This window comes from Acidiphilium sp. C61 (assembly GCF_905116885.1).
Classification (GTDB): domain Bacteria; phylum Pseudomonadota; class Alphaproteobacteria; order Acetobacterales; family Acetobacteraceae; genus Acidiphilium.
Genome location: NZ_CAJHNI010000005.1, coordinates 2822724 through 2839966, shown reverse-complemented (window position 1 = coordinate 2839966; position 17243 = coordinate 2822724). Strand labels below are relative to the sequence as shown.

At 68.0% G+C, this 17243-nt stretch carries 14 protein-coding genes; 8 read left to right on the top strand and 6 right to left on the bottom strand.

The window, feature by feature from the left end; translation table 11 throughout:
- Window positions 1–71 precede the first annotated feature (71 nt).
- A complete protein-coding gene (locus tag HUW10_RS16125) occupies window positions 72–707 on the bottom strand; it encodes a cupin domain-containing protein (protein ID WP_174504405.1) in 636 nt (211 codons plus the stop codon).
- A 2-nt stretch (window positions 708–709) separates the two neighbouring features.
- A complete protein-coding gene (gene ald / locus HUW10_RS16120) occupies window positions 710–1825 on the bottom strand; it encodes an alanine dehydrogenase (protein WP_174504404.1) in 1116 nt (371 codons plus the stop codon).
- A 421-nt stretch (window positions 1826–2246) separates the two neighbouring features.
- Here ald and HUW10_RS16115 point away from each other — a divergent pair, with 421 nt between their 5' ends.
- The 8 genes from HUW10_RS16115 to HUW10_RS16080 all read left to right on the top strand — a co-directional run bounded on the left by HUW10_RS16115 (window position 2247) and on the right by HUW10_RS16080 (window position 11521).
- Window positions 2247–3320: an ABC transporter ATP-binding protein gene (locus tag HUW10_RS16115; protein ID WP_236656453.1), complete on the top strand. Its 1074-nt coding sequence runs from the start codon at window positions 2247–2249 to the stop codon at window positions 3318–3320.
- Window positions 3317–4246 (top strand): ABC transporter permease, encoded by a 930-nt coding sequence (locus tag HUW10_RS16110; protein ID WP_174504403.1) that lies wholly within the window; start codon window positions 3317–3319, stop codon window positions 4244–4246. Before HUW10_RS16115 ends, HUW10_RS16110 begins: the two co-directional genes overlap by 4 nt.
- A 10-nt stretch (window positions 4247–4256) precedes the next feature.
- The gene (locus HUW10_RS16105; RefSeq protein WP_236656452.1) at window positions 4257–5096 is read left to right on the top strand and encodes an ABC transporter permease; all 840 of its coding nucleotides are present in this window, start codon (window positions 4257–4259) and stop codon (window positions 5094–5096) included.
- Between the two features lie 74 nt (window positions 5097–5170).
- On the top strand, window positions 5171–6247 hold the full coding sequence (locus HUW10_RS16100) for a spermidine/putrescine ABC transporter substrate-binding protein (protein WP_174504401.1): 1077 nt from the start codon (window positions 5171–5173) through the stop codon (window positions 6245–6247).
- A gap of 233 nt (window positions 6248–6480) precedes the next feature.
- Window positions 6481–7821 carry a glutamine synthetase family protein gene (locus HUW10_RS16095; RefSeq protein ID WP_174504400.1) on the top strand — a complete coding sequence of 447 codons (1341 nt, stop codon included), beginning with the start codon at window positions 6481–6483 and terminating at the stop codon, window positions 7819–7821.
- Between the two features lie 5 nt (window positions 7822–7826).
- Window positions 7827–9086: an FAD-binding oxidoreductase gene (locus tag HUW10_RS16090; protein WP_174504399.1), complete on the top strand. Its 1260-nt coding sequence runs from the start codon at window positions 7827–7829 to the stop codon at window positions 9084–9086.
- 60 nt (window positions 9087–9146) lie between these two features.
- Complete coding sequence (locus tag HUW10_RS16085; RefSeq protein ID WP_174504398.1) at window positions 9147–10628, top strand: glycosyltransferase family 39 protein; 1482 nt, start codon at window positions 9147–9149, stop codon at window positions 10626–10628.
- Window positions 10625–11521 carry an alpha/beta fold hydrolase gene (locus HUW10_RS16080; protein WP_236656451.1) on the top strand — a complete coding sequence of 299 codons (897 nt, stop codon included), beginning with the start codon at window positions 10625–10627 and terminating at the stop codon, window positions 11519–11521. The genes HUW10_RS16085 and HUW10_RS16080 overlap by 4 nt, the downstream gene beginning before the upstream one ends.
- 130 nt (window positions 11522–11651) lie before the next feature.
- Here HUW10_RS16080 and HUW10_RS16075 read toward each other — a convergent pair whose 3' ends face one another.
- The 4 genes from HUW10_RS16075 to HUW10_RS16060 all read right to left on the bottom strand — a co-directional run bounded on the left by HUW10_RS16075 (window position 11652) and on the right by HUW10_RS16060 (window position 17214).
- The gene (locus tag HUW10_RS16075; protein WP_174504396.1) at window positions 11652–13226 is read right to left on the bottom strand and encodes a 2-isopropylmalate synthase; all 1575 of its coding nucleotides are present in this window, start codon (window positions 13224–13226) and stop codon (window positions 11652–11654) included.
- A gap of 240 nt (window positions 13227–13466) precedes the next feature.
- Window positions 13467–14555: a class I SAM-dependent RNA methyltransferase gene (locus HUW10_RS16070; RefSeq protein ID WP_236656450.1), complete on the bottom strand. Its 1089-nt coding sequence runs from the start codon at window positions 14553–14555 to the stop codon at window positions 13467–13469.
- A gap of 4 nt (window positions 14556–14559) precedes the next feature.
- Window positions 14560–14964, bottom strand: coding sequence for a holo-ACP synthase (gene acpS, locus HUW10_RS16065; RefSeq protein WP_174504395.1), 405 nt, complete (start codon window positions 14962–14964; stop codon window positions 14560–14562).
- A gap of 45 nt (window positions 14965–15009) precedes the next feature.
- Window positions 15010–17214, bottom strand: a complete 2205-nt coding sequence (locus HUW10_RS16060) for a bifunctional (p)ppGpp synthetase/guanosine-3',5'-bis(diphosphate) 3'-pyrophosphohydrolase (RefSeq protein WP_236656538.1) — start codon at window positions 17212–17214, stop codon at window positions 15010–15012.
- Between the last annotated feature and the right edge of the window lie 29 nt (window positions 17215–17243).

Here is a 17243-nt window from a genome sequence, read left to right as displayed (position 1 = left end):
TGGACCGGAGCAAAACATCACCGATCGAGAGTATCGGCTCCGGCCGCGCGGTTCAACCGGAATGTGCCGGGTCAGAAGCTCGGCGGCGTGTTGGCGCTGATCACTTCGCAGGGCGCGTCGAACGGGTTGCGGAAGCGATGCGGGATGCGGCTGTGGAAATAATAGGCATCGCCGGCGCCGAGGGTGCGCTCCTGGTCGCCCACGGTGACGAGGAGGCGGCCGCTGACGATCACACCCGCTTCCTCGCCCTCGTGGCGGAGCATCGCCTCGCCGGTATCGGCGCCGGGAGCGTAGTGTTCGTGCAGCATCTGCAGCGCGCGGTCCTTCAGCCGGCGGCCGACCATGCGGAAGGAGATCCGCTCGCCGAAGGCGATTTCGGTCAGCTCGGCGGCGGTGAAGAACACGTCTTCCGGGGCGGCGAGGTCGAGGGTGAAGAACTCGGCCAGCGACATCGGGATGCCGTCGAGGATTTTCTTCAGCGAGGAGATCGACGGGCTGACCCGGCCCTGCTCGATCAGCGAGATGGCGCCGTTGGTGACGCCGGCGCGGCGAGCCAGCTCGCGCTGGGTGAGGCCGAAGACCTGGCGCATCCGCCGCAGCCGCGTGCCGACGCCGGCATCGGCGTCAGCATCGGCCCCGGCGTCAGCATCGGCGGCGGGCGCGGAGAGGGACGCCGGTTCGGGCGGGGACGGCGCGTCGGCGTCCATGCTCAGGCGAGAACCCGCTCGACCGGCAGCACCTCGTGGCCGAGGGCGGCGGCGACGGCCGGGTGGACGATCCGGCCCTCGGCGACGTTGAGCCCGGCGCGCAGATGCGGATCGGCGCGCAGCGCCTCGCGCCAGCCCTGCCCGGCGAGGCGCAGCGTGTAGGGCAGCGTCGCCTGGGCGAGGGCGAAGGTCGAGGTGCGGGGCACGGCGCCGGGCATGTTGGCGACGCAGTAATGCACGACGCCGTCGACCATATAGGTCGGGTCGTCATGCGTGGTGGGTTTGCTGGTCTCGAAGCAGCCGCCCTGGTCGATCGCGACATCGACCAGCACGGCGCCGCGGCGCATGTGGCCGAGCATGTCGCGGGTGACCAGTTTCGGCGCCGAGGCGCCGGGGACGAGGACCGCGCCGATGACGAGATCGGCGTTGAAGATCATCTGCTCCAGCGCCTCGGTGGTCGAGAACATCGTTTTCAGTCGCGGGCCGTAGAGATCGTCGAGCTGGGCGAGGCGGGCGATCGACTTGTCGAGGATGGTGACATCGGCCCCCATGCCGAGGGCGATGCGGGCGGCGTTGGTGCCGACCACGCCGCCGCCGAGCACGACCACATGGGCGGGCGGCACGCCGGGCACGCCGGCGAGCAGGACGCCGAACCCGCCGGCGGCCTTCTGCAACGAGACCGCGCCGACCTGCACCGCCATGCGGCCGGCGACCTCGCTCATCGGCGCCAGCAGCGGCAGGCGGCCCTGCGCGTCGGTCACGGTTTCATAGGCGATGGCGATGGCGCCGGACTCCATCAGCAGCTTCGCCTGTTCGGGATCGGGGGCGAGGTGGAGATAGGTGAAGAGGATCTGGCCGGGGCGCAGGCGGCGGCATTCGACGGGCTGCGGCTCCTTCACCTTCACGATCATCTCGGCTTCGGCGAACACGGTGGCGGCATCCGGGGCGATGGCGGCGCCGGCCCGGACATAGGCCGCATCGTCCATGCCGATTCCCTCGCCGGCGCCGGTCTCGACCAGGACGCGATGGCCGTTCGCGTGCAGCTCGCGCACCGAAGCGGGCGTGAGGCCGACCCGGAATTCGTTGTTCTTGATCTCCCGCGGAACGCCGATCAGCATGGGCAGGATCCTTTCGCGACGGTGGTGTTTAGAATAATCATCACACCCTAGTCGCGCCCCCTGCCCCGCGCAACCGGCTCATGCGACCGCCAACGAGGTTTTCGGCAATATGATCCGAACTTTCAACGGCGGCGGTGGAAAGGGGGGCGATGCTTCGTCAACCCTCATCCCGCTCGTTGATTATTCTTGACGATAACCGTGAGTTTGGCGATGCTTCACCTTCAGGGAACGAAAGCTGGCGCAAGGGCCGAAAAATCCGCCGGAGCCATCCGGCAGGAAAGCTGGGAGAGATCATGGAACGCGACAAAGCGCCGCGATGCCGCGGCGCCGCGCCGATATCCCCGCGGGGGGCTTGCGGCTGATGGCGGGACCGGTAGTCTCGGCAGCCATGAAAGCGCAGCATACCGCAAGCAGGCCGGAGGTGGCCGAGAGGCGCGGGCAGATCATTCTCGAAGACATCAGCCGGGTGTTCGCCGCCGATGCCATCGCCGTCGACCGGGTCAATCTCGTGGTCCATCCGGGCGAGTTCTTCACCCTGCTCGGCCCCTCGGGCTGCGGCAAGACGACGCTGCTGCGGATGATCGCCGGCTTCGAGACGCCCGATTCCGGGCGCATCCTGGTCTCCGGCCGGGAAATGCAGGCGGTGCCGGCGCATCATCGGCCGGTGAACACGGTGTTCCAGTCCTACGCGCTGTTCCCGCATCTGAGTGTCGCGGAGAATATCGGCTTCGGGCTCAGGATGCGGCGCATCGCCCGCGCCGAGCGGCGCACGCGCACGCAGCGGATCATGGAGCTGTTGCAGATCGACGCCTTCGCCGACCGCAACCCGGCGCAGCTTTCCGGCGGGCAGCGCCAGCGCGTCGCCCTCGCCCGCGCGCTGGTCAACGAGCCGGAGGTGGTGCTGCTCGACGAGCCGCTCTCGGCGCTGGATGCCAAGCTGCGGGCGGAATTGCAGGTCGAGCTGATGCGGATGCAGAAGCGGCTCGGCATGACGTTCATTTTCGTCACCCACGACCAGCACGAGGCGCTGGTGATGAGCGACCGGATCGGGGTGATGCAGCGCGGCCGGCTGCTCCAGGTCGGCCCGGTGCTGGATGTGTACGAGCGGCCATCGAGCGTGTTCGTCGCCGAGTTCCTCGGCCTGTCGAACATCTGGCCGGTGAGCGCGCTGCCGGGCGGGCTGATCGAGACGCCGCTCGGCCGGCTGGCGATCAGCGCGCCCGATCCCGCGCGCGGGACGGCGATGATCCGCCCCGAGAAGATCTGGATGTATGGCGAGGGCGGCGCGCCCGCCGGGCGGGCGAACATGCTCGCCGGCGTGGTGCGCGAGGCGATTTACATGGGGGCATCGACGCAATACCGGGTCGAGCTGGAGAACGGCGCGCCGCTGCTGGTCTATGATACCAACAACCAGGCGGCCGAACGGAGCTGGCGGCCCGGCGAGGCGGTGACCTGCGAGCTGAAGCCCGAGAACATCGTGCTGATCGGCGCATGAGTGCGGCGGCCGCCTCGCTGCGCGGGCGTGCGGCGCGGGCCGAGCGCTTCGGCCGCGCGGTGCGGCTTTGGGTGACGGCGGGGCCGGGCCTTGCCTGGATCGTGGCGTTTCTCGTGCTGCCGAGCGCGATCCTGCTCGGCATCGGCTTCTTCACCTCGGGCAGCTATGGCGGGCCGGAATTGCCGCTGACCTTGCAGCCGCTGCGCGAGGTCGCCGGGTATTCGATTCTCGGCTGGAGTTCCGGCAACATCACCGTGCTCGCGCGCTCGCTGGTCCAGGCGATGAGTGCCGGGGTGCTGACGGTGCTGTTCGCCTATCCGGTGGTGTTCTTCATCGTCACCCGCCCGCCGGCGGCGCGGCCGTTGTTGCTGCTGTTCATCGTGCTGCCGTCCTGGACCAACCAGGTGGTGCGGACCTATGCGTGGATGGAGCTGCTCGGGCCGGAATCGGCGCTGTCGCATCTCGTGCAGTCGCTCGGGCTGCTGCAGCCGCATCTCGGCCTGTTTCCCGGCGTGCTCGCGATGCAGATCGGGCTGACCTACAATTATCTACCCTACATGGTGGTGCCGCTTTACGCGGCGGCGGAGAAGCTGGACTGGGCGCTGGTCGAGGCCGGGCGGGATCTCTACGCCTCGGGCCCCAGGCTGTTCTGGAACACGGTGTTTCCGCAGACCCTGCCGGGGCTGCTCTCGGGCATCATTCTCGTCGTCATCCCGGCCTTCGGCGACTACGTGGTGCCGACGCTGCTCGGCGGCGGCAAGTCGATGATGATCGGCTCGCTGATCGCCTCGCAATTCCTGGAGACGCCGAACTGGCCCTATGGCGCGGCGCTGACGATCTTCATGCTGGTATTCACCTGTGCGGGACTGTTCGCCTTCCGCGTGCTGAGCAAGCGGCTCGGCGGCGCCGAGGAGAGCATGATGTGAGGCGCGGATGATGGCCATCTCGATGGGAAAATCGACCCGCCGCTCGCTGCTGGCGATGAGCCTGCCGGTTTATGTGCTGCTCTATGCGCCGCTGCTGCTGATCGCGATCTTTTCCTTCGCACCGCCGCCTCTGGCGAAGGGGCAGACCTTCTACTGGTATGCCGACCTGCTGCATTCGCCGGAGGTGATCGCGGCGTTCCGGCGGTCGCTGACGCTGGCGATCGGCTCCTCGGTGCTGGGGACGGCGCTCGGCACGCTGATGGGCTTCGGCCTGTATCGCTATCGCGACCGCCGCGCGCGGGGCTTCGGCAGCGCGCTGCCGAGCCTGATCATCTATACGCCGATCATCATGCCGAGCCTCGTGTTCGGGATTTCCGAGCTGATATTCTTCAGCTTCATCCACGGCACGACCGGGCTGCTGGGCGCGGGGCTGCTGACGATGGGGATCGCGCATGTCACCTTCGAGGCGCCGTTCGTCGCCCTCGTGGTGTTCGCGCGGCTCTCGGGGCTCGATCCGAACATGTTCGAGGCGTCGCACGATCTGTATGCCGATGCGCGGCAATCCTTCCTGCATCTGACCGTGCCGGTGATCCGGCCGGCGATCATCGGCGGGTTCCTGCTCGCCTTCACCCTGTCGATCGACGATTTCACGATCAGCTTCTTCACCGCCGGGCCGGGCAGCACGACGCTGCCGATCTATATCTACAGCGCGGTGGCGCGGAAGGGCGTTTCACCCGACATCAACGCGCTGGCGACGCTGATGATCGCGACCGTGATCGGCACCGGGCTGCTGCAATACGCCTTCACGAGAAACCGGACGCGAAAGCTCGTCGCGCGGCCGGGCGACTGAGACCGACGAGCCGCCGCAAAGGCAATGGACGAGGACGCGGAAACGCGGATGGAAAACGCTACAGGAGGTTTTTGATGAAGGGATTGATGGGCAGGATCGCGGGGGGCGCGCTCGCCGCGCTGATCGCGATCGGCGGTGGGGCGCCGGCCGCGCATGCCGCGGGCAAGACGCTCTATCTGTTCAATTGGCAGGACTATATCGGCAAGGGCCTGATCAAGAAATTCGAGGCCTATTGCGGCTGCAAGGTGGTGCAGACCTATTACGATTCGAATTCGGAGCTGGAGGCGAAGCTGCGCGCCGGCGGGGATTCGCAGTATGACGTCGTCGTGCCGTCGAGCTACTACATCCCGCAGCTGGTCCAGCAGGGGCTGATCCGCAAGCTCGACAAGGCGAAGCTGCCGAACTTCAAGAACCTGCTGCCGCGCTTCCGCAATGTCAGCTACGATCCGCACGATGCGTACGTGGTCCCCTATCAGTGGGGCACGATCGTGATCGGCTACAACAAGGACAAGATCAAGAACCCGCCCGATAGCTGGGCGGCGCTGTTCGATCCGAAATACAATTCGGGCTATCCGTTCTCGATGATGAAGGGCTCGGGGCGCGACCTGATCGGCGCGGCCTGCGCCTATCTCGGCGAGGGCTTCGCCTGCAAGACCAAGGCGGCCTGGATCAAGGCGGCGAAACTGATCGAGACACAGGTCAAGCGCTCGAACTTCTCGGGCTTCGTCGACGGCGATCCGACGATGCAGCAGCTCAAGAAGGGGGTCGTGGCGATGGGCATGACCTGGAGCGGCAGCGTCGCGCAGTGCTATGCCGACAAGACCTGCCTGAACATCGGCTGGATCCTGCCGAAGGAAGGCTCGGAAGCCTGGGTGGACAACATGGCGATCCCGACCCATGCGCCCGACCCCGAGTTGGCCTACAAGTTCATCAACTTCATCCTCGGCGCCAAGGAGGGGGCGGATCTGTCGAACTTCAACATGTATCCGAGCCCGAACGCGGCCTCGATTCCGTATCTCGACAAGGCGATCAAGCAGGAGCTGGTCACGCCGACGCCGGCGCAGATGAAGCGGCTGAGCTTCCTGCCGGCGCTGACGCCGGCGCAGGCCAAGGAGTTCGGTGCGATCTGGACCGCGGTCCGGCAGCACTAGAGCACTTTCCGATCCGATTGGATCGGATGTAGTGCTCTAGCATATTGATAAGTCGAGCATCTTTATCCGATCAGATGATTCCATCTGATCGGATGATGCTCTAAGGCAAGACGGCGCGCCCGGCCGGGCGCGCCGGACCTGCGGCGCGGCGGCCGGACCCCGCGCCGCATATCTGCAACCGGGCATATCGCCGGCGGGCCTCGCCGCCCGCCGGGACCGCCCTTGAGGCACACATGAACGACCTGGCTGAATGGTTCAACGAACACCGCATCACCGAAGTCGAATGCCTGGTGCCCGACATCACCGGTATTCCGCGCGGCAAGATCATGCCGGCGCAGAAATTCCTGCGCGGCGGCGCGCCACGGCTGCCGGAGAGCATCTTCATCCAGTCCGTCACCGGGGAATATCCCGAGGACCCGGATGACAAGCTGACCGATCCGGCGATCATCGACATCAATCTCATCCCCGACCCTGCCACCGTTCGCCTCGTGCCCTGGGCGCATGAGCCGACCGCGCAGATCATCCATGACTGCCAGTATTCCAACGGCAGGCCGGTGACGATCGCCCCGCGCCAGGTGCTGCGCCATGTGCTGGCACTCTACGAGGAGCGCGGCTGGAAGCCGGTGCTGGCGCCGGAGATGGAGTTCTATCTCGTCGGGCGCAACACCGATCCCGACTATCCGCTGGCACCGCCGGTCGGCCGCTCCGGGCGGCAGGAAACCGGACGGCAATCCTACTCGATCGACGCGGTCAACGAGTTCGACCCGCTGTTCGAGGAGATGTACGATTTCTGCGAAATGCAGGAACTTGATCTCGACACGCTCATCCACGAGGAGGGGGCGGCCCAGGTCGAGATCAACTTCCTGCACGGCGACCCGCTGAACCGGGCGGACCAGGTGTTCCTGTTCAAGCGCACGGTGCGCGAGGTCGCATTGCGGCACGACATGTATGCCACCTTCATGGCCAAGCCGATGGACGAGGAGCCGGGCAGCGCCATGCATGTGCATCAGAGCGTGGTCGATCTCGAAACCGGGCGGACGCTGTTCGCCGATACGGACGGGCGGCCGAGCCCGCTGTTTCTCTCGTTCATCGCCGGGTTGCAGAAATATATCCCGGTGATCATGCCGATCTTTGCGCCGAACGTGAATTCCTACCGGCGGCTGACGCGCTTCTCGAACGCGCCGATCAACCTGCAATGGGGGCACGACAACCGGACCTGCGGGCTGCGCGTGCCCTATGGCGAGGCGGATGCGATGCGCGTCGAGAACCGGGTGCCGGGGGCGGATGCGAACCCCTATCTCGCCTTCGCCGCCTCGCTCGCCTGCGGCTATCTCGGCATGGTCGAAGGGTTGACGCCGACGCCGGCTTTCCGCGGCTCGGCCTATTCGCAGCCTTATTCGCTGCCGCGCGAACTCTCGCACGCGCTCGAGATGATGGAACAGGCGCGGCCGCTGATCGACATTCTCGGGCAGAAGCTGGTCGAGGTGTTCGTTGCGGTGAAGCGGCTCGAATACGAGACCTATCTGCGGGTGATCAGCTCGTGGGAGCGCGAACACCTGCTGCTGAACGTCTGAACCGCATGGCATTGTCGAACTATTACGACACCACGGCGCGGTATGAGGCGACGACGGCGCCGCTCGAAGGCGACATCAGCTGCGATGTCGCGATCATCGGCGCGGGGATGACGGGATGCTCGGCGGCGCTGCACCTTGCCGAGCGTGGCTATCGCGTCGTCGTGCTCGAAGGCGAGCGCATCGGCTTCGGCGCCTCGGGGCGGAATGGCGGGCAGGTGCTGCCGGGCTTCGCCGCCGATCTCGGCAAGCTCAGGCGGCTTGTCGGCGATAAGGCGGCGAAGGCGCTGTGGGAGATGTCGCTCGAGGCAGTGGACCTCGTGCATGCGCAGATCGCGCGGTTCGCGATCCCGTGCGATCCGCGGCTTGGCTACCTGCATGTCGCGGTGAAGGACCGGCAGGTGGCCGAGCTGGAAGCCTGGCAGCGGGAACTCGAGGAACTCGGGCTGGAGGGATTCCGGTTGCTGCGTGGTGCGGCGCTGCAGGAGCGGCTGCGCAGCCCGCGCTACCGCGCCGGGCTGCTCGACCCGGTGGCGGGCCATATCCATCCGCTGAACTACACGCTCGGCCTGGCCCATGCGGCGATGGCGGCGGGGGCGACGATCCATACGGGCACGCGGGTCGCGTCGATCACGCCGGGGGAGAGTGTGGTGCTGAAGACGGCGGGCGGCAGCGTGCGCGCGGGGCATTTGCTGATCTGCGGCAATGCCTATCTCGGCACGCTGGCGCAGCCGATCGCGGGCTATGTCATGCCGGTCGGCACCTATATCGTCGCGACCGAATCGCGGGCGGATGTGCGCGATCTCATTCCGCATGACGAGGCGGTGGCGGACCTCAATTTCGTGCTCGACTATTTCCGCCGCAGCGCGGACGACCGGATGCTGTTCGGTGGGCGGGTTTCCTATTCGACGCTGCCGCCGCCCAATCTCGGCGCGGCGATGCTGGCGCGGGCGAAGCGGGCCTTTCCGCAGCTCGCGGATGCGCGGGCCGAGCATGTGTGGGGCGGCAATGTCGCGATCACCCGCAACCGGCTGCCGCATTTCGGCCGGCTCGGCCGCAACGTGCTGTTCGCCCAGGGGTTTTCCGGGCATGGCGTGGCGCTGACCGGGCTCGCTGGCCGGCTGATGGCCGAGGCGGTGGCCGGCCGCGCCGAGCGGTTCGATACCTTCACCCGGATTCCGCATGCGCGGTTTCCGGGCGGGCCCTTGCTGCGGATGCCCACCCTGGTGCTGGCGACGAGCTGGTTCCGGCTGCGGGACATGCTTTGACCGGGTTGTCAGGCACAACAACCTGTGGTTGCTATTCGGGATAGACCCGGAGCTGCCGACATGCGCCCTGCCCGCCTTGCGCCCGCGCTGTGCGGCGCCGCCATCCTGCTCGTCGCGATCGCGTGGTGCCGGGGTGGCGAGTATGACGAGTTCTATTCCGTCTTCCTTGTCGCCTCGCACCCGCGGCCGGACTGGCCCGCCCTGCCCTTCAGCGCCGGCGCCGCGCGGGCATTCTATCGCGGCCATGCGGGGTTTGGCGCGATTGCGACGGGCTTGCGGCAAGGCGATGTGCATCCGCCGCTGTATTTCTGGCTGCTGTCGCTCTGGCGCGACGCGATCGGGACCGGGCTGTTCCGGCTGCGGCTGCTCTCGGTCGGCGAGACGCTGGGCGCGCTGGCGCTGCTCGGGCGGATCGCCGTGCGGATGGGTATCGGTCCCTCGCTCGCCATCGGCATAACGACGCTGTTCTACGGCTTCGCCTATACCGGGATCGTGGCGCGGGATTTCGCGCTGGCGACGCTCTGCGCAATGGGGGGGACGCTGCTGGCGATCCGCGCGGCGCGAGGGGGCGATGTCCGCGCCGGGTTTTGCGCCGGCGCGCTGCTGGGTGCCGCGTGTTTCAGCAATTATCTCGCCAGCTTCACCGCGGCTGCGGTGGGTCTGTGGCTGGCCTGGATGACCTGGCGGCGATGGCAAGTGTGGCTGGCGGCGGCGATGGGCGGGGCGGTGTTCCTGCCGGCGGGGCTGTGGTTCTTTCTTGCCCAGGCGGGGTCGCGGCGGGGGCAGTTTCCGCCGTTTCACCTCGCCCCGGCGCTGGGCGCGCTGGCGCGGGATGAAGCCGGCGCGCTGCTCGGCGCGCTGCCCCGCGAGGTGCCGCCCGCCCTCGCCATGCCGGTTGCGGCGGTGCTTGGGGTGGGTCTGGCCGGGTTGGTGTTCCTTGTCCTGCGCGACGGGCGGCGGGCGCTCGGGCGGGAGGATCGGGCGCTGCTGGCGGCGGGGTTCGCCGCGCCGCCGCTCGGCCTGCTGGCGCTGGGGGCGGCGTTCGGCAACCAGCCTTTCGAGATGCGCTATGTGTGGCTTGGCCTGCCCTTTGCCGGGCTGGCGCTGGCGGCCACGCTGCGGGATCGGCCGCGGGTGCTGGCGGTGCTGCTGGCGGTCGGGGCGGCGTCGGTCGCGGGGCTCGCGCTTTCGCCGGCGACGATGCAGCCGGCCGGGCGCACGGCGCGGGCGGCGGCGCGTCTGCCGGCGGGCACGCTGGTCGTTCTGCCGTTCGGCAATGACGGGGTGGGCGTGCCGGGCCCGTTCGTGGCGGCGGCGCCGGCGGCGATGCGGATTCTGGTGGCGCGGACGGCAGGGCCGGCGGTGCTGGCGGCTTCCCTGCCTTATCCGCGCATCGCTATAGCACGGATCGAGGCGGATGGGGCGAGCCGCGCGCTGGTGCCGCGTCTCGATGCCCTGTTCAAGGCCGCGCCCTGCTGGCACTCTGTCCCGGCGGGACCGCTGCTTGCGGTATTCGCCAACACATGCCGGGAGCGCAGATGAGCGGATTTTTCGAAGGGTTCAGCGAGACGACGGCCGATCTCGGCGACGGGCGGCAGTTCCGGCTGCGCAGTGGCGGCAGCGGACCGCCGCTGGTGATGCTGCACGGCATGCCGCAGACCCATTGCATGTGGCATCGGATCGCTCCCGCGCTAGCCTCGCGCTTCACCGTGATCTGCCCGGACATCACAGGCTATGGGCTGAGCTACAAGCCGGCCGCGAGCGAGGACCACGAAGCCTATTCCAAGCGGCGCATGGCGCGAGACATCGTCGACCTCGCCGCGCATCTCGGGATCGGCCGCTTCGCGCTGGTCGGCCATGATCGCGGGGCGCGGGTGTCGCACCGGCTGGCCCTCGATCATCCCGAGCGGATCTCGCGCTTGGCACTGCTCGACATCATTCCCACGATCGAGCATTTCGAGCGCACCGACATGCGCTTCGCCATGGGCTATTATCACTGGTTCTTCCTCGCCCAGCCGGCGCCGCTGCCGGAAGACCTGATCAACCGCGACGCCGGATACTGGCTGCTGTCGCAGACCGCCCGGCACAAGACCGCGAAGGCGGTGTTCGACGAGACCGCGATGGCGGATTACCGGCGGGCGATGGCCGACCCGGCGACGGTGACGGCGATCTGCGAGGATTATCGCGCGGCGGCGGCGATCGACCTCGACCATGACCGCGAGAGCCGCGCGCGGCGGGAGCGGATCACGCCCCCCTTGCAGGTGCTGTGGGGGTCGCGCGGGCTGGTCGGCGCGCTCTACGATCCGCTTGAGATCTGGCAGGGGTATGCGTCCGGCCCGGTCGGGGGGCAGGCCATCGAGTCCGGCCATTTCCTCGCGGAGGAAGCCCCGGGGGCGACGCTGGCCGCACTCCAGGGATTTCTGGTGGACGGATAGAAGATCACCCGATCAGATGCAGTCATCTGATCGGATAAAGATTCTCTGTTTAGCAATATGATAGAGCACGATATCCGATCCGGAAGGATCGGAACGTGCTCTATGGCGCCGCCTGCCAGAAGGGACCGGGTCAGGCGGTCAGCGCCGCCGGTTCCTTGCGCTCGCGCTTGACGATGAGCTTGTTGAGCGCGTGGACATAGGCGCGGGCGGCGGCGACGATGGTGTCGGTATCCGATCCCTGGCCGTCGACGCTCTTGCCGCCTTCCTCGAGGCGGACGCCGCATTTCGCCTGCGCATCGGTGCCCTCGGTGACGGCGCCGACGGTGAAGAGCTTCAGCTCCGCCTCATGCGGGCAGATCGCGCGGATGGCGTTGAACGTGGCATCGACCGGACCGTCGCCATGCGATTCGTGCACCTTCATCTCGCCATCGACCTCGAGTTCGAGCCGCGCGCGGGGCTTCGCCTTCGAACCGGCCCAGACTTCCAGCGCGACGAAGCGGATGCGGCTCTGGTCGCGCAGCACGGTTTCGTCGAACAGGGCGGCGATGTCCTCGTCGTAGACCAGCTTCTTGCGATCGGCGAGGTCCTTGAAGCGGCGGAAGGCGTCGTTCAGCGCGTTGTCGCCAACCTCGCCATAGCCGAGGGCGCGCAGCTTGTCGCGGAAGGCGGCGCGGCCGGAATGCTTGCCGAGCACGAGGCTGGTCTTCTGCCAGCCGACCGATTCGGGCGTCATGATCTCGTAGGTCGCGGCGTTCTTGAGCACGCCATCCTGGTGGATGCCGCTTTCATGCGCGAAGGCGTTGCGCCCGACGATCGCCTTGTTGGGCTGCACGTCGAACCCGGTGATGGTGGCGAGCAGCTTTGAGGTGCGCAGGATGCGCGGCGTGTCGATATTGTTGCGGTAGGGCACGGCATCGGGCCGGGTACGGATCGCCATCACGATCTCTTCCAGCGCGGCATTGCCTGCGCGCTCGCCGATGCCGTTGATCGTGCATTCGATCTGCCGCGCGCCAGCCTTGATCGCGGCGATGGTGTTGGCGACGGCGAGGCCGAGATCGTTGTGGTTATGGGTCGAGAAGATCACCGCATCGGCGCCGGGGACGCGCTCGCGCAGCATGGTGAAGATCCGCGCGATGTCTTCCGGCACGGCGTAGCCGACCGTATCGGGGATGTTGATCGTCGTGGCACCGGAGCGGATCGCCGCCTCGACGCAGCGGCAGAGGAAATCGGGCTCGGTGCGACTGCCATCCTCGGCCGACCATTCGACGTCGTCGGTATAGTCGCGGGCGAGGGTGACGGAGCGGACCACCGCCTCCAGCACCGCCTCGGGCTCCATTCGCAGCTTGTATTTCATGTGCAGCGGCGAGGTGGAGATGAAGGTGTGGATGCGCTTGCGCTCGGCCGGTTTCACCGCCTCGCCGGCGCGGACGATGTCGTCGCGGCCCGAACGGGCGAGGCCGGCGATGACCGGCCCCTTGATGGTCTCGGCGATGCGGCGCACGCTTTCGAAATCGCCCTGGCTCGCGATCGGGAAGCCGGCCTCGATGACGTCGACGCCGAGTTCGGCCAGGGCTTCGGCCATGCGCAGCTTCTCGTCGAGATTCATCGAGAAACCGGGCGACTGCTCGCCATCGCGCAGCGTGGTGTCGAAGATGAACACGCGATCGTCTTGGATCGCGCCGAAATTCGGGTGATGGATCGTCATGGAATGCACTCGCTCTGCTGGGGAACCGGTGGGTCGCTTCGTCTGTCTCCCCTGTGCGCGCCGGTTTTCAGCCGGGTGTTACGCCCAGGGGTCGATAAGTCGAAGCGCGAGCGGAAGGCCCCGCAGCACAATGGCGGCGCGGCGCAGGAAAAGCGCGGAACGGAATCCCGTCTGGCTCATGCGATCGTAGGTAACATGGCGACTTCGCCGCGCGCAAGGTTTTGCTGCCGCGCGCCCCGCTCAGAGGCCGAGGACGATGACGCTTTCCAGATGGTCGGAGCCGGGGAACTGGTCGATCGGGGTGGACGCGAGCAGGCGGTAGCCGGCGCGGGCGAAGGCTGAAGCCTCGCGCGCGAGGGCCTCGGGGTTGCAGCTGACATAGACGATCCGGCGGAGCTTCGCCTCGACCAGCGGGGCGATCTGCGGGCCGGCGCCATCGAAGGGCGGGTCGAGCACGACGCAGGCAGCGCCGGCAAGTTCCTTTGCGGTGACGGGGCGGCGGGCGAGGTCGCGCCGCTCGGTGTCGATCCGGCCGGCCAGGCCGCCGGTCCGCGCCGCTTCATCGAGCGCGGCGACCGCAGGGGCGCTGCCTTCGACCGCATGCACCCTGGCATGGGCGGCGAGCGCGCCGGTGAGGGTGCCGATTCCGGCGTAGAGCTCGACGATGCGCGACTTGCGGGTGAGCTTCGGCGGCAAGCCGGCGAGCACGGCGGCGCGGATTGCGGCCTCGCCCTCGAAGCTCGGTTGCAGGAAGGCTGCGGGCGGCGGGACGACGACGAGGCCGGCGCAGTCGAGCGTGGGCGGGCGGCGGATCAGCACCGGCTCGGCGCCGAGGCTGATCCGCGGCAGGTCGTGTTCCTGCGCGAAGGCGACCAGCCGCGCGCGGTCGGCGGCGGTGGCCTCGCCATCGAGTGCAACCGACACGTCGACGCCGGCATCGAGCAGGTTGACCCTGAGATCGGCGCTCTTGCGCAGCCCCTGCAACCGGGCGAGCAGCGCGCGGAGCGGGACGATCAGCGCTTCGAGCTCGGGCCGGAGCAGCGGACATTCGGCGATGTCGACCACGTTGCGCGAGCGGGCCTCGTGAAAGCCGAGCCGGACCGCGCCGGCGACGCGGGCGACGGCGAAATCCGCCCGGCGGCGGGAGCCCATCGGGATCGAGATTATCGGTGCGATCTCGGGGCTAGCGAATCCGGCCCGCGCGAGGGCGGCGGCGAGGCGGGCGCGCTTGGACGCGGCCAGGGCTTCGGGGGCGACATCCTGCGCGCTGCACCCGCCGCAAACGCCGAAATGCCGGCAGAGCGGGACCGTCATGGCCGATTCGCTCATCGGCTCACGCGCCGTCCCGCGCTTCGATGATCACATGGGCATAGGCGTAGGGCGGCTCGTCGGTCAGGGAGACATGGACGAAGGCGGTGCGGCCGGGCGGGGTCAGTGCGGCGAGGCGTTCGGCGGCGGCGCCGGTCAGCTGCATGGTGGGCTGGCCGCTCGGCAGGTTGACCACGCCGAGATCGGACATGAAGACGCCGCGGCTGAAGCCGGTGCCGAGCGCCTTGGCGCAGGCTTCCTTGGCGGCGAAGCGCTTGGCGAGGGTCGCGGCGAACTGCGCCGGGCGCCGGGCGGCGCGGCGGCGCTCGGTTTCGGTGAAGACGCGCTGGATGAACCGCTCGCCGAAGCGTTCGAGCGTGCGCTCGACGCGGCGGATGTCACAGAGGTCGGAGCCGGTGCCGATGATCATGCGAGCGTCATAGCCATTGAGGGCGGCAGCGCCAACCCGGCGGGGTCAGGTGCGGGCGCGATCGACCTGGGCGATGCCGCCGGCGGCGCGCAGCCCGGCGATCACCTGGGACAGATGCCGCAGGTCGCGCACCTCCACATCCATCAGGCATTCGAAGAAATCCTGCTGGCGGTGGACGATCTTGAGATTGGCGATGGCGCCGTCCTGCTTGGCGACGGCGTTGGCGATGTTGGCGAGGGTCGCCGGGGCATTGGCCGCGATGACGCTGATGCGCCCGGTGAAGGGACGCTCGCGGCCGGCGCCGTCGCGCGCACCGTCGCGGCCGTGGGCGATCTGGGCATAGTCCCAGTCGACATCGATGAACCGCTCGGGCGTGGTGGCGAAGGTTTCGAGGGTGAGGCAGTCGCGGGTGTGGATGGTCACACCCTTGCCGGTGGCGATGATGCCGACGATCTTGTCGCCCGGCAGCGGATGGCAGCAGCCGGCATAATGCACCTCCATGCCGGAGATCAGCCCGGTGATGGGCAGGCCGGTGCCGCGCGCGGGCGGGCGCGGGGCGCGGGCGAGCAGGCCGGGCACCATGCGCGGCGCGCGGCTTTCGCGCAGTTCCGGATAGGCGGCGTGAACCACGTCCTTCGCGGCGAGATTGCCGGTGCCGACGGCGACGTAGAGATCGTCGAGGCTGGCCTGTTTCAGCCCCTTCAGCGCGGCGTCCAGCACCTTTTCCGAACCATCGACGCCATCCTGACGGAACGCCTTGGCGAGCGCGGCCTTGCCCTGGTCGCGGTTCTGCTCGCGCAGCTGGCTGGCGATGAAGCGGCGGACGCGGGCGCGCGCCTTGCCGGTGACGACGAAGCGCTCCCACGAGGGCGAGGGCGTGCCGCCGCGGGCGGTGAGGATTTCCACCTGGTCGCCATTCTGCAACTCGTAGCGCAGCGGCATCAGCCGGCCGTTGATCCGGGCGCCGACACAGGTATCGCCGATCTGCGAGTGGACCGCATAGGCGAAATCGACCGCCGTGGCGCCGCGGGGGAGCTGGATGAGCTGGCCCTTGGGGGTGAAGCAGAAGACCTGGTCCTGGTAGAGTTCGAGCTTGGTGTTTTCGAGGAATTCGTCGGGGGCGGACGAGTTTTCGAGGATTTCGAGCAGGTCCTGCACCCAGCGGAACTGCCTGACATCGGACGGCGAGGCATCGCCCTGCTTGTAGAGCCAGTGCGCGGCAACGCCGTTTTCGGCGATGGCGTGCATCTCGGGCGTGCGGATCTGCACCTCGATCTTCTGGTTGCGCGGATGGCGCAGCGTCACCCCGGTGTGGAGCGACTGGTACATGTTGGCCTTGGGGGTCGAGATATAGTCCTTGAAGCGGCCGGCGATGACCGGGAAGGCGGCGTGGATGGCGCCAAGTGCTATGTAGCATTGCTCGCGGGTGGGCACGAGAATGCGGAACGCCATGATGTCCGACAACTGCTCGAAGGCGACGTTGCGGCGCTGCATCTTTTCCCAGATCGAGTAGATCGACTTCTCGCGGCCGGAAATATCGACCACCTCGACCCCGGCATCGCCGAGGATGCGGCCGAGTTCGCCGCGCACCTCGTCGATCACGTCGGCACCCTGGCCGCGCAGGAAGTTCAGCCGCGCCTTGATCGAATCGGCGGCCTCGGGATCGAGTACGGCGAAGGCGCGGTTCTGCAGCTCGACCTTGACGCGGTCCATGCCGATGCGCTCGGCCAGCGGCGCGTAGATCTCCATCGTCTCGCGGGCGATTCGCGCGCGGCGCTCGGGCGCGCGGACGAAATCGATGGTGCGCATGTTGTGCAGCCGGTCGGCCAGCTTGACGAGCAGGACGCGGATGTCCTTGCTCATCGCCAGCACGAGCTTGCGGAAATTTTCGGCCTGCTTGGTGCGGTCGGACTGGAGTTCGAGGCGGGTCAGCTTGGTGACGCCATCGACCAGGCCGGCGATTTCCGGGCCGAAGCGGCCGGACAGGGTCGGCAGGGTGACGCCGGTATCCTCGATCACGTCATGCAGCAGGGCGGTGGCGATGCTGCTGGCGTCGAGCCGGTAATCGGCGAGGATTCCGGCGACTTCAAGCGGGTGGGAAATGTAGGGATCGCCGTTTTCGCGGGTCTGGCCGGCATGGGCGGCCTCGGCGACGCCGTAAGCATCGTCGATCAGGGCGGCGTCGATCCGCGGATCGTACGCGGCGATCCGGCTGATCAGCGGGGTGAGCGCCTCATGGGTGACGGTGATGCCGGAAAGCCCCTCGGGCGCGCGGGAGG

Bases quoted from the DNA above. Each gene is read 5' to 3' on its own strand.
- HUW10_RS16125 (WP_174504405.1), bottom strand. From the start codon at position 707: ATGGACGCCGACGCGCCGTCCCCGCCCGAACCGGCGTCCCTCTCCGCG.
- ald (WP_174504404.1), bottom strand. From the start codon at position 1,825: ATGCTGATCGGCGTTCCGCGGGAGATCAAGAACAACGAATTCCGGGTC.
- HUW10_RS16110 (WP_174504403.1), top strand. From the start codon at position 3,317: ATGAGTGCGGCGGCCGCCTCGCTGCGCGGGCGTGCGGCGCGGGCCGAG.
- HUW10_RS16105 (WP_236656452.1), top strand. From the start codon at position 4,257: ATGGCCATCTCGATGGGAAAATCGACCCGCCGCTCGCTGCTGGCGATG.
- HUW10_RS16100 (WP_174504401.1), top strand. From the start codon at position 5,171: ATGAAGGGATTGATGGGCAGGATCGCGGGGGGCGCGCTCGCCGCGCTG.
- HUW10_RS16095 (WP_174504400.1), top strand. From the start codon at position 6,481: ATGAACGACCTGGCTGAATGGTTCAACGAACACCGCATCACCGAAGTC.
- HUW10_RS16090 (WP_174504399.1), top strand. From the start codon at position 7,827: ATGGCATTGTCGAACTATTACGACACCACGGCGCGGTATGAGGCGACG.
- HUW10_RS16085 (WP_174504398.1), top strand. From the start codon at position 9,147: ATGCGCCCTGCCCGCCTTGCGCCCGCGCTGTGCGGCGCCGCCATCCTG.
- HUW10_RS16080 (WP_236656451.1), top strand. From the start codon at position 10,625: ATGAGCGGATTTTTCGAAGGGTTCAGCGAGACGACGGCCGATCTCGGC.
- HUW10_RS16075 (WP_174504396.1), bottom strand. From the start codon at position 13,226: ATGACGATCCATCACCCGAATTTCGGCGCGATCCAAGACGATCGCGTG.
- HUW10_RS16070 (WP_236656450.1), bottom strand. From the start codon at position 14,555: ATGAGCGAATCGGCCATGACGGTCCCGCTCTGCCGGCATTTCGGCGTT.
- acpS (WP_174504395.1), bottom strand. From the start codon at position 14,964: ATGATCATCGGCACCGGCTCCGACCTCTGTGACATCCGCCGCGTCGAG.